At 38.0% G+C, this 10226-nt stretch carries 9 protein-coding genes, 2 tRNA genes and 1 pseudogene; 6 read left to right on the top strand and 6 right to left on the bottom strand.

What is annotated here, in order from left to right:
- Positions 1-63: 63 nt before the first annotated feature.
- Together PWP26_RS08005 and PWP26_RS08000 are read right to left on the bottom strand one after the other, a co-directional pair.
- The gene (locus tag PWP26_RS08005) at positions 64-315 is read right to left on the bottom strand and encodes an NADH-ubiquinone oxidoreductase-F iron-sulfur binding region domain-containing protein (protein WP_301399367.1); all 252 of its coding nucleotides are present in this window, start codon (positions 313-315) and stop codon (positions 64-66) included.
- Between the two features lie 102 nt (positions 316-417).
- Positions 418-813: pseudogene (locus tag PWP26_RS08000) on the bottom strand (hydrogenase iron-sulfur subunit); the annotation flags it as partial.
- Between the two features lie 276 nt (positions 814-1089).
- Between PWP26_RS08000 and PWP26_RS07995 the strand changes: the two are divergent.
- From PWP26_RS07995 to ftsY, 3 genes are all read left to right on the top strand, one after another.
- Positions 1090-2274 carry a YhjD/YihY/BrkB family envelope integrity protein gene (locus PWP26_RS07995; RefSeq protein ID WP_287567820.1) on the top strand — a complete coding sequence of 395 codons (1185 nt, stop codon included), beginning with the start codon at positions 1090-1092 and terminating at the stop codon, positions 2272-2274.
- Between the two features lie 56 nt (positions 2275-2330).
- A tRNA-Ser gene (locus PWP26_RS07990) sits at positions 2331-2420 on the top strand.
- A 28-nt stretch (positions 2421-2448) separates the two neighbouring features.
- Positions 2449-3501: a signal recognition particle-docking protein FtsY gene (ftsY, locus tag PWP26_RS07985; RefSeq protein WP_081856511.1), complete on the top strand. Its 1053-nt coding sequence runs from the start codon at positions 2449-2451 to the stop codon at positions 3499-3501.
- Here ftsY and PWP26_RS07980 read toward each other — a convergent pair.
- Together PWP26_RS07980 and PWP26_RS07975 are read right to left on the bottom strand one after the other, a co-directional pair.
- A complete protein-coding gene (locus PWP26_RS07980; protein WP_038062345.1) occupies positions 3485-4156 on the bottom strand; it encodes a formate dehydrogenase subunit gamma in 672 nt (223 codons plus the stop codon). The two genes, ftsY and PWP26_RS07980, sit on opposite strands and share 17 nt — an antisense overlap.
- Positions 4146-5120 (bottom strand): 4Fe-4S dicluster domain-containing protein, encoded by a 975-nt coding sequence (locus PWP26_RS07975; protein WP_301399366.1) that lies wholly within the window; start codon positions 5118-5120, stop codon positions 4146-4148. Before PWP26_RS07975 ends, PWP26_RS07980 begins: the two co-directional genes overlap by 11 nt.
- 142 nt (positions 5121-5262) lie before the next feature.
- Here PWP26_RS07975 and PWP26_RS07970 point away from each other — a divergent pair.
- The 3 genes from PWP26_RS07970 (at position 5263) to ispG (ending at position 7308) form a co-directional block, all read left to right on the top strand.
- Positions 5263-5334: transfer RNA gene (locus PWP26_RS07970), tRNA-Thr, on the top strand.
- A 56-nt stretch (positions 5335-5390) separates the two neighbouring features.
- Positions 5391-6203, top strand: coding sequence for a YkgJ family cysteine cluster protein (locus PWP26_RS07965; protein ID WP_038062351.1), 813 nt, complete (start codon positions 5391-5393; stop codon positions 6201-6203).
- A gap of 1 nt (position 6204) precedes the next feature.
- Complete coding sequence (gene ispG, locus PWP26_RS07960; RefSeq protein ID WP_038062354.1) at positions 6205-7308, top strand: flavodoxin-dependent (E)-4-hydroxy-3-methylbut-2-enyl-diphosphate synthase; 1104 nt, start codon at positions 6205-6207, stop codon at positions 7306-7308.
- On the opposite strand, the gene rsmI is transcribed toward ispG, so the two are convergent.
- Together rsmI and PWP26_RS07950 are read right to left on the bottom strand one after the other, a co-directional pair.
- Positions 7292-8131, bottom strand: a complete 840-nt coding sequence (rsmI, locus tag PWP26_RS07955) for a 16S rRNA (cytidine(1402)-2'-O)-methyltransferase (RefSeq protein WP_038062358.1) — start codon at positions 8129-8131, stop codon at positions 7292-7294. The two genes, ispG and rsmI, sit on opposite strands and share 17 nt — an antisense overlap.
- A gap of 109 nt (positions 8132-8240) precedes the next feature.
- Positions 8241-10091 carry a TonB-dependent siderophore receptor gene (locus PWP26_RS07950; protein ID WP_301399365.1) on the bottom strand — a complete coding sequence of 617 codons (1851 nt, stop codon included), beginning with the start codon at positions 10089-10091 and terminating at the stop codon, positions 8241-8243.
- Positions 10092-10226 lie beyond the last annotated feature (135 nt).

Genomic DNA, 10226 nt, shown 5'->3' with positions numbered 1-10226 from the left:
AAAACCACTTCCTTTAATTAAGTCTGCTTTATACGAATTGAGGCAAATGTTTGTAAAGAGATTTTATAAGGAGACACAATTCTCTTGACAAGTGTCAACCGATTTGCCAGCAAGCCTCCCAAGGTCACATTTGCTTGAATATCCTATGTCTTCTGCCAAAAGTCTTAACAATCTTTCGCCATCTTCATCGATACTACCTGCTAAAATCTCTGATAAAACCTCTTGCATTCTTTTAGTCCCTATCCTGCAAGGAATACATTGGGCACAAGAAATTTTCTGAACGAAATCAAGAAAAGAAAAAATGACATCGGTCATACATTTTGATTCATCCCAGAAGACCTTGCCTGCAGAACCAACCCCAGCAACCACCCTACTAAGTTCCTTCCAATCCAGCTTATCCTTAAGCTCTATCTTGACAGGACCTAAGGACTTAATTTTTTCGGTAAATTCCGTAGCTACCTGAGCAAACTTTAATCCCTCTGCCCCAGAGATCCATTCAAGCCTAAGCCTATCTTTTTCGATCCCTATAACCTCTAAAAACCTCTGCAAAAGGTTATACCTGCGATGGGCATAATAATTACCATAGCGATAGTGACAATCTCCAGGATGACATCCCCCTATAAGCACTCCGTCTGCCCCACTAAAAAAAGCGTGAAAAATAAATTCTGGCTCTACTCTTCCGCTACAAGGAACCCTGATAAGATAAACGTTAGACGGATAAGCATACCTTAAAGACCCAGCCAAATCAGCTCCAGCATAAGTACACCAATTACAAGCAAAAACAATTATCTTGGGTTCAAAACCTTGACACATTTCCTCCTCCTTAACCAGGCATTTATGTTTTACTGTTTTAGTAATACTAATTTTAAAATTATGTCATTAAATTTTAAAAGTCAAATATTTTTATTCAAAGTTTTTCCCAAAAATTTTTAATTTTTCTCATGTTTTTAAAAAATTTTTTATTTTTTTACACTTTTTTAAAATTGATAACAAAAAGCATCATAGCTAAACCTTTAAAAAAGTTTAGTTTTTTAGACTTCTAAAAAGTGTTTAACGGTTGATGGATGAATCAAAAAGTCTGAAAATAACATGCAAGAACTAAGGTCTTTGTGGTTTTCTATAAAAAGGTTTATAATAGAAAGCATGCCTAAAAGACCTCTGTTTTTCTTTAAAACATTTTTGCAAAAAATATTAAAAGACGAGATTTTAGTATATGCCCAAGGACTTTCTTTTAACACCATACTTACCCTCATTCCCCTTTTGGGGCTAATTTTATCTATAGCTAAAGTTTTTATTCCTCAGGAAAAGATAATAGACGAATTTCTCCTACAGGTTACCCAATATCTTACCCCTGAAGCCACCCAAAAGGTCACTCAGGTGCTGATCAAACTTATCAAAAAGCTTGAGACCTTTCCCTTGGGGAAGTTTAGCGTTTTGTTTTATTTCATAATGAGTGTGGGACTTTTGTTTCAAATAGAAGATGTTTTAAACAAAATATTTGAAAGTACCAAAAGAAGAAGTTTCTATCAAAGGTTGCTTTTCTTCTGGCTTTGTATCACCCTTACCCCTTTTATCTTTCTTGTACCCTTTATTTTTTCTTCCTACGTAGGAAAATTTCTGATTTTTTTAAATTTTTTGTTTATGGTATTTTTCTTTTTGTTGATCTATCTTTTTTTTCCTGCTAAAGACGTCCCTAAGAAAGAGGCTCTGGTTGGTGCGGTTTTTTCTACCTGTCTTTGGTTCACAAGCTCTTATCTATATTCATTTTATGTAAAATATGCCGTAAGTTACTCTAAAATATATGGTTCATTAGCGGCTTTTCCGCTTTTTTTACTTTGGATCTTTTTAAACTGGGTGGTGTTTTTGATAGGGGCAGAACTTATCGTTTTTTTAGAAAAAAGGGCCTGGGAGTCAGAAACCCCAAACATTCCCAGAAACCTTTTTGCACTTTTTGTGATGTATCTTTTAGGGGAAAAATTCTATTCTGAAGGTCCTATAGAAGTTTATACTCTTTGTCAAAGATTAAAAATTTGTCCCATTGAATTTGAGACCCTTTTACAACAGCTTGAAAACCAGGGCCTGGTGGTATTAAAAGAGGGTAAAATTTACTTAGCTAAAGCCCCTGAAAAAATAAGCCTTTTAGAAATTCTAACCTTAGAAAATAGACCTGATTTAAAAGACCTAAGCAAGGTTTTTCCTGAAGATTTTATCAAAAAACTCTCCTTCATGATGGACCAAACCTCAAAATTCACCTTAAAAGACCTTTTAAACTAAAATCAGACCTCATCTATAGCTTTACTTATTTGGGTTTTGTATTATATTTAGTGATTGGAGGAGTGCCCGAGTGGACGAAGGGGGCGGCCTTGAAAGCCGTTGAGGGAGTTCACCTCCCTCCGGGGGTTCGAATCCCTCCTCCTCCGCTTATAAAATCCTTTTAAACCTTGCCTAATGTTTAATTTCTTCAAAAGGAAAAAAGAAGAAAAAAGAGAAGCCCAAGAACAAACTCAAAATCTTATTACCTCTTCTCAAGAAGCTCCCCAACCAGAACCTGAAGAAGAAAAATCTGGGTTTTTAGGTTTTTTTAAAAAGGAAAACCTGATAGAAAAATTCAAAAAAGGTCTTTCTAAAACTAAAGAAAAGCTTTCTGAGGCTCTCTCGGATCTTTTTGAGGTTGAAAGGGTAGTAGACCTTAAAACCTTAGAAGAAATCGAAGAAAACCTTATCCTTTCAGACCTCGGAGTCGAGACTACTTTGGCTCTTATCGAACCTTTTAAAGATCGAGTAATAAACGGAGAAACCCTAACTACCAAAGAGCTTAAAAAGTTTCTTAAATCTCAAATGTTGTCTTTTTTAAAAGAAGCAGAAACCCCTTTTCCTCCTCAAGGACATCCCTCTGTGCTTTTTTTTCTTGGGGTTAACGGGGTAGGTAAAACCACTACCATCGCCAAAATAGGTAAAAAACTCAAAGAAAATGGATTTTCTGTGGTGCTGGTTGCTGCTGACACCTTTAGAGCTGCAGCCATAGACCAGTTAAAAACCTGGGGGGAACGGATAAGTGCACCTGTTATAGCCCTTCAAGAAGGCTCTGACCCGGCAGCTGTAATCTATCAAGGTATAGAGTATGCTAAAAAAAACAATATCGACGTAGTTTTAGTGGATACGGCTGGAAGGCTTCATACTAAATACAACCTTATAGAAGAGCTTAAGAAAATGGTAAGGGTGATGCACAAATTAGTCCCACCTGAGGCCTGTGAGAACATTTTGGTGCTTGACGCAACCACAGGGCAGAATGCCCTAAGTCAGGCCAAACATTTTACTGAGGCTGTGCCAGTACACAGCGTAATCATTACTAAGATGGATGGAACCGCTAAAGGAGGTATTGCCATAGCCCTTTCTTATCAATTTAACCTACCTATTAGATTTATAGGATTAGGGGAGAAGGCCGAAGACCTCGTCCCCTTTAACAAAGAGAGTTTCGTAGACGCTATTCTTCCAGATTAACCTCTCCCTTTATCTTTTCATACCAAAGATGATGTCTCTTTTTTACATATTCTTCGTCCACATATCCGGTGATCATGGCTTTAAGTAAAGGCCAGTTAGATTTTACCGCTAAAACAAAAAATACATGAATTATAAACATCAGGATAAAAATCCCCCCACTTATGGTATGAGTAAGGTTAAGAAGAGTTTCTGTTTTCGGGGAAAAGATCACCCATTCTAAATTTTTAAGTACCTTTAAAAAGCCTGTTCCTCCTACCACCAAGATGTTTAACCCAATAAACAAATAAGCTACCCTTTGTTCTGGAAGCCATTTATCACAAGGAGGCTCCTTACCTATACCAAAAGAAGCAAGTATTACCTTAAAGGAATCTATAAAATCCCTTGGTCTCGGAATAAGGCCAAAGTCTTTTCTCAAGCCATGATAAAAGAGATGAAAAAGGACTCCCATCACAAAAAAGATGGCAGCTATATAATGGATCTTAGTTACCGTATAAAAATCAGCCGTCCAGCCAAATCCTGGTAGTTCCGTGATATAATACCGCTTAAAAAGGGGAAGACACCCAAGGCCTGTAAAGATAAGAGCTATGCCTGATAAAGCCACTGTCCAGTGTTCAAGCCTAACCAAAATACCATATCTTTGGATTCTATTCTTCATCTCTATCTACCTCCTTTTGCTTAGAATCATCCTGTGATCTATTTATCAAAGCCCCAGCTATGCCAGCTAAAGAGGAAAGCACGGCAGTAGCTACCATCCCTTTGCCTATAGGATTAATTTCTTGATGATATCTGTTAGGTATGTTTACAGGCATCCGGAACCTTGCTTTGGTTTGAACAAGATATTGGTCTATCCTTTCAAAAGGGACAGGAGAAAGATATAACGTTGAAGTGCCTCCGTTTTGTTTATCACCATAGATATATAACCCTTCTTTTTTAGCTCTTTCGTAGGCCATCTGATATACTTCTTTTCTTTCTCCAAAATAAAAGACCTGATTTTTACAGGCTATGACACAAGCTGGGATTTCCCCTTTTTTAATCCTGCTATCACAAAGATCACATTTATACATCACACCTCCCCCAGCATACTTGGGAAGAAGTTTAAGATAAAGCCCAACCCCTGCCTGACGTTGAGGGATATGCCAAGGGCATACGTCTCTGCATTTTGCACCCCCAAAACAAAGGTTGTGGTCGATTACGCTGTTACCTTCAGGCTGTCTGGTTAATGCTCCAAAAGGGCATCCTTTTACACATGGAGGAGAATCGCAGTGCATACATCGTCTTGGAAGGTAAAGAGTTTTGCCTTCTACCTCTACTTTTTGTACAAAAATCCAGTTGTAAGGGGTAAGGGTGGTTATTAGCTCTTTTTTATCCGACCAGTCTTCGTAATTTTTACGAGGCCAGTAAGGTAAAATTGGTTTTTTGGGATTAGGAAACCTTTGTTTATTTTCTTCTCTACAGGCTTTGACACAAAGAGGGATTTCTTCTCCCTGGCAGCCATCACATCTGGTTATGTCGATAAGGGTGGCATATTTTTTTGCGTTAGCATAGGACTCACGAGGTATGATTGCTGCCCCAAGTAAACAACCTCCTAATTCAAAAAACTGTCTTCGTGTAAGCTTCATCCCTACCCTCCTAGAATTTTCATGTTGCTTCGACTTTTTAAATATAAATTGTTTACTAAGAAAATCAACTAAACTCAAACTAAAAAATCTTTGAAAAATATAAAAAGGTAGTAGAATTATACTTAACCCTAATTTTTAAAATGCCGGCGTAGCTCAGCGGTAGAGCAGTGGATTCGTAATCCACAGGTCGAGGGTTCGAAACCCTCCGCCGGCTCTTTTTTTAAAATTACCTTAGGTGTCTAACAAATTTCAATAGAGAGGAGTTTACCGATGGAGGCCTTACAAAACTTAAGAGGGTTAGATAAAATCCTTGTTCCTGTTAGACTTACAGGGAAATCCAAATTCGTCTTTCAATGTAACCCTGGAGTTCCTTGTTTTAAACTCTGTTGTTCTGACCTTTTTTTACCACTTACCCCCTATGATATTATAAGGATTAGAGATAAACTTGGGCTTACCACAGATGAATTTTTACTTCAATATACAGAGCCCTTTATCCTTCCTAAATCTGGGCTTCCTATCGCAAGGCTAAAGATGAGTGAAAACGAAGAAAAAACCTGTCCTTTTTTAGGAGACGGGGGATGCAACATCTATGAGGTAAGGCCTCTTGCTTGTCGCTATTATCCCTTAGGTTTTGGGCTTTTCCGCAACAAAGACGAAAGAAGAAACGAAGAAATCTATTACCTGGTGAAAGAAGGTTTTTGTCAAGGCCTTGACTCTGGGGAAGAGATGACTGTGGATGAATACAGAGAATCTCAGGGCATTCCTGAGCTTGAAAAACCTATCGTAGAATGGGCAGAAATCATCATGAAAAAAGAATCTCTTGGGCCTATTTCTGTCCCAGAAAAAAGTATTCAGTTATTTTTTATGGTAAGCACCAACCCAGAGCGGTTTAGAAGTTTTGTTTTTGAAAGTAAGTTTTTAGATATGTTTGAGGTGGATGAGAAAACCTTAGAAGAAATCAAGGAAGATGACCTAAAACTCCTTCAATTTGGGTTTAAGTGGCTTAAGACAGTTCTTTTTGGAGAAAACCTGATAAAAAGAAGGAAGGAAAGCCCAGCAGTTAAAAAGGTCAAACCCTTTTAACATGTATCCCAAGATCAAAAGAAGACCCACACGTAAAGTCTGGGTAGGGAACGTTTCTGTAGGTGGAGATAGCCCTATAAGGGTTCAAAGTATGACCAATACCTCTACCACAGACCTTTCTGCCACACTTTCTCAAATCCAGAAACTCGTTGAAGCAGGTTGCGAAATCGTAAGGGTAGCTATCCCTGATGAAAAAGCCGTTAATGCCTTAAAAGATGTGGTGAAAGAAAGTCCTATTCCTGTGATCGCTGACCTTCATTTTGCTACCTCTTTAGGGGAAAAGGCTGTCAAGGCAGGATGTGCAGGTATAAGGATAAACCCAGGGACTTTTAAAAACAAGGCTAACTTAGAAAGGTTACTTAAGGTTTGTAAAGATTATAACTGTTGTGTAAGGATAGGGATCAACGCCGGTTCTCTTGAGCCAGAGATTTTAAAAAAATACAAAACACCTTCTTATCGTGCGATGGTAGAAAGTGCCTTAAGATGGGTAGAATACGTGGTAGAAAAAATAGACTATTACAACCTTAAGGTGTCGCTTAAGTCCTCTAACTGGTGGGAAACAGTCAAAGCTTACCTTGCTTTTTCAAAAAAATCTGATTTTCCTTTGCATGTAGGGGTTACAGAGGCAGGGGGCCTTATTCCAGGGACCATAAAAAACACGATGGCCATCTCTTACCTTTTGCTAAGAGGTATCGGAGATACCTTGAGGGTTTCCTTAACAGGCGACCCTACGGAAGAGGTTTACGTGGCTTACGAAATACTTAGAAACTTAGGGCTTAGGGCCCTTCATCCTGAAATAATCGCCTGTCCTACCTGTGGAAGGTGTGAGATAGACCTCTCTTCGCTTTACCAAAAGGTAGAAACTTGGGCTAAAAAGGTTAAGGCAGATATAAAGCTTGCTGTGATGGGTTGTGTGGTTAACGGTCCAGGTGAGGCTAAGATGGCTGATGTAGGTATTGCCGGAGGTAAAGGGGTAGGGGTGATTTTTAGAGAAGGTAAAATCGTTAAAAAAGTGCCTGAAAAAACCTTACTTGATGAGTTTTTTAAAGAGGTGGAAGCCTTTTTACAAGCCCATCCTGAAAGGGTAATCAACCCTCGGCAATAAGCTGATAAACCTCTTTTACAGGTATGTTATATTCTTCAGCGATTATTTTAGCCATTTCCTTAGGTTTTAGCCCTTCTTTTTTAAGTTCCTTTATCCTTTTTTTTATACCAGCAAGCTTTTTCTTAACTAACGGTTTTTCTTCTGTTTTAGGTTGAGGTAGAATTATAAGGGTGATTTCACCTAAAAACTTCTCTCTGTTAGCTAAGGTTTGCAGATCTGTCCAGGTAAGCTCTTCATGAAATTTGGTTAGTTCTCTTGCTAAAAAACATTCACGATTTCCAAGGATTTCAAGTAGATTTTTAGCGGTTTTCTCCATCCTGTGCGGGCTTTCAAAGATGATGAGAGGAAAATTTTCTGGCAAGTTTTCCAAAACTTTTTTTTGCTCTGTCTTTTTTCTGGGTAAAAATCCTAAAAAGATGAAACCAGAACTCAGGTCAACCCCTGAGGCACTAAGGGCACAGGTAAGGGCAGAAACACCAGGCACAGGAACTATCTTAATCCCCCTTCTATGGGCTTCTCTAACCAAATAAGCCCCTGGGTCTGAAATCAAAGGACAACCTGCTTCACTGGTAAGGACAACTTCTTTCCCTTCTTCTAAAAGCTTTAACACCTTATGGGTTCTTTCAACCTCTACGTCCTTATAAAGACTTATGAGTTTTTTAGGTCCACATCCATAATGGGTAAGAAGTTTTCTTATAGACCTTGTATCTTCAGAAACGATGATTTCTGTATTTTTTAATACCTCTAAAGCCCTAAGGGTAATGTCTCCAAGGTTCCCTATCGGCACTCCAACTACATAAAGTATTCCCTTAGGTTTTTCCATCATTTATCCAAGTTTTTTAAAACTTGTTTTAAAAGCCAATTAATTTTAATTTTTATCACAAACCACAGAAAGGGCAACCAACCAGTTGGTTGCCCTTAAAACTTATAACTTAATAGCTAAAACTTATTCCTGCATAAAAAGACCTGTCAGGGGTGTTATAACCTTTTGTCTCTTCGTAGTTAGCGTTTAACAGGTTATCTATTTTAAGATAAACTTTTAAATTTGAGGATACATAGTAGTTGGCAGAAAGGTTTACCAAAGAGTAGGGTTTTAGCCTTTGGGAGTTATCAACGTTAGCAAATCTCTGGCCTGTATATGTGTAGTCAGCTAAAAAAGCAAGTTTTTTCAGGGAATATTCTAAGGTAGCTCCTACCTTGTGGAAAGGTCTATAAATAAGATACTTATCTTTGTCTCTATCTTCTGGGTCTAAGTAAGTATAATTAGCCTTTAACCTCAGGTTTTGAGTAAGTTTAAAACTCAGATTAGCCTCAGCCCCTTTAATCACAGCCTTACCAACATTTTGGGGTTTCCAAGTGTTAAAATTAAACTGTATTAGGTCTTTATACTTTTGATAAAACATACCTGCTCCCAAAACCAACCTTTCTTGTAAAAGATCTTTTTCCAGGTAAAGGTCCCATCCCTTAGACTCTTCTGGTTTAAGATTAGGATTATTATAACCAGGATAAAAAAGATCATCAAAAGTTGGCACTCTAAAGGCAGTACCGTAATTTCCCTTTAAAACCAAGTTTACCTTTGGGATTAAGTACCTAAAACCTATCCTGTAGGTAGTTTTCTCACCAAAGTTTTTGTAATCATCATGCCTTAATCCTGCGTTTAAAATCAGCGTATCATTTAAGAGAGAAACTTTGTTATTTAAAAATACCCCTAAATGTTCTCTTTTTTTATCGTAAAAATCATTAGAAAAACTACCCTCCGAATACATTTCTACTTTTTCTCTCTTAAAGTCTAAACCAAAGACAATAGAATAAGCTTTGTTTAAGTTCAAAAGATTTTCCCAGGAAAAACCCTCTGTAGAAGGATTATACCGAGTATAAGTAAACCAGCCCTTAGGTGTATAGTCTTTTCTCTGATAGTTATTTTTATAAAACGAAAAGGTTTGCTTATAGTTATCCAAGAAAGACAGATCAAGCTTTGCTCCTACCAAATAGCTGTGAGATTTTTTAACAGCTTCTTTATCATTATAATCATCGTATTCCACTCTTCCGTAGTTATAACTTCCTAAAAATTCAAGTCTTACTTTGGGATGAAGATTAAATCCTATTTTAGAAGAAAAGGAAGTGTTCTTAAAGCTGTCCTTTTCATTTTCTTTTTCATTCTTAGCAGAAAAACCTTCGGTATAATAATGTAAGGCATTTATTCTGAAATCGATAATTTTAGCTTCTCCTGAGAGTTCAAAAGAGGTTTTAGAGGTTCCATAAGACCCTCCTGCAACTAAGAGTCCTGCCTTAGGTTTTCCCTTTCCCTTCTTGGTTATGATGTTTATCACCCCACCTACAGCTTCAGACCCATAAAGAGTGCTTTGAGGGCCTTCTATGATTTCGATCCTTTCTATGTCATCAACAGATAAACTACCAAAATCAAACATCCCTGAAGATGGGTCGTTTACCTTAAAGCCATCTATCAAAACTAAGGTATGGGCTGATTTTGTTCCTCTTGAAAGAAGAGCCCCTGCTGTCTGTCCAGGTCCTCCGTATGCTGTTAGGTATATTTGAGGAAGACTTCGTAAGACATCACCAACAAACATAAAGTTTTTCTTTTCTAATTCTTCTTTAGTGATAACCGTCACTTTGGCTGTAGTTTCTTTTAGTGGCTCCTCGATCCTGTCTGCTGATACCACTACCTCTGGGACTGCTTGACTGTTTTCTGCACAAAAACCAGTAGAGGCTGCAAGTCCTAAGATTAAAGACAAGCTAAGGTTACAAAGAAACTTTTTCTCCATGACTTCACCCCCTCGGGTTTTTTTTAGGGTTGAGGCGGTCTTCCGGCTTCCGGATCAACCTACTTGCCGCACCTTCCCAGTGCCTTTCGGCACCAGTGGTCTGTCGGCTAAAGGCTGTTGGCCTTTAGCCCAAGG

Origin of the sequence: Thermodesulfobacterium sp., assembly GCF_030445475.1 — a bacterium.
Classification (GTDB): Bacteria; Desulfobacterota; Thermodesulfobacteria; order Thermodesulfobacteriales; family Thermodesulfobacteriaceae; genus Thermodesulfobacterium; species Thermodesulfobacterium commune.
Note: the sequence above shows the minus strand (reverse complement) of the source record. Positions and strands in the feature narration are given on the sequence as shown.

What these genes read in the sequence shown, in the direction of transcription:
- ftsY (WP_081856511.1), top strand. Translation starts at nt 2,449, where the DNA reads ATGTTTAATTTCTTCAAAAGGAAAAAAGAAGAAAAAAGAGAAGCCCAA.
- PWP26_RS07975 (WP_301399366.1), bottom strand. Translation starts at nt 5,120, where the DNA reads ATGAAGCTTACACGAAGACAGTTTTTTGAATTAGGAGGTTGTTTACTT.
- PWP26_RS07950 (WP_301399365.1), bottom strand. Translation starts at nt 10,091, where the DNA reads ATGGAGAAAAAGTTTCTTTGTAACCTTAGCTTGTCTTTAATCTTAGGA.
- ispG (WP_038062354.1), top strand. Translation starts at nt 6,205, where the DNA reads ATGTATCCCAAGATCAAAAGAAGACCCACACGTAAAGTCTGGGTAGGG.
- PWP26_RS08005 (WP_301399367.1), bottom strand. Translation starts at nt 315, where the DNA reads ATGACCGATGTCATTTTTTCTTTTCTTGATTTCGTTCAGAAAATTTCT.
- rsmI (WP_038062358.1), bottom strand. Translation starts at nt 8,131, where the DNA reads ATGGAAAAACCTAAGGGAATACTTTATGTAGTTGGAGTGCCGATAGGG.
- PWP26_RS07965 (WP_038062351.1), top strand. Translation starts at nt 5,391, where the DNA reads ATGGAGGCCTTACAAAACTTAAGAGGGTTAGATAAAATCCTTGTTCCT.
- PWP26_RS07980 (WP_038062345.1), bottom strand. Translation starts at nt 4,156, where the DNA reads ATGAAGAATAGAATCCAAAGATATGGTATTTTGGTTAGGCTTGAACAC.
- PWP26_RS07995 (WP_287567820.1), top strand. Translation starts at nt 1,090, where the DNA reads ATGCAAGAACTAAGGTCTTTGTGGTTTTCTATAAAAAGGTTTATAATA.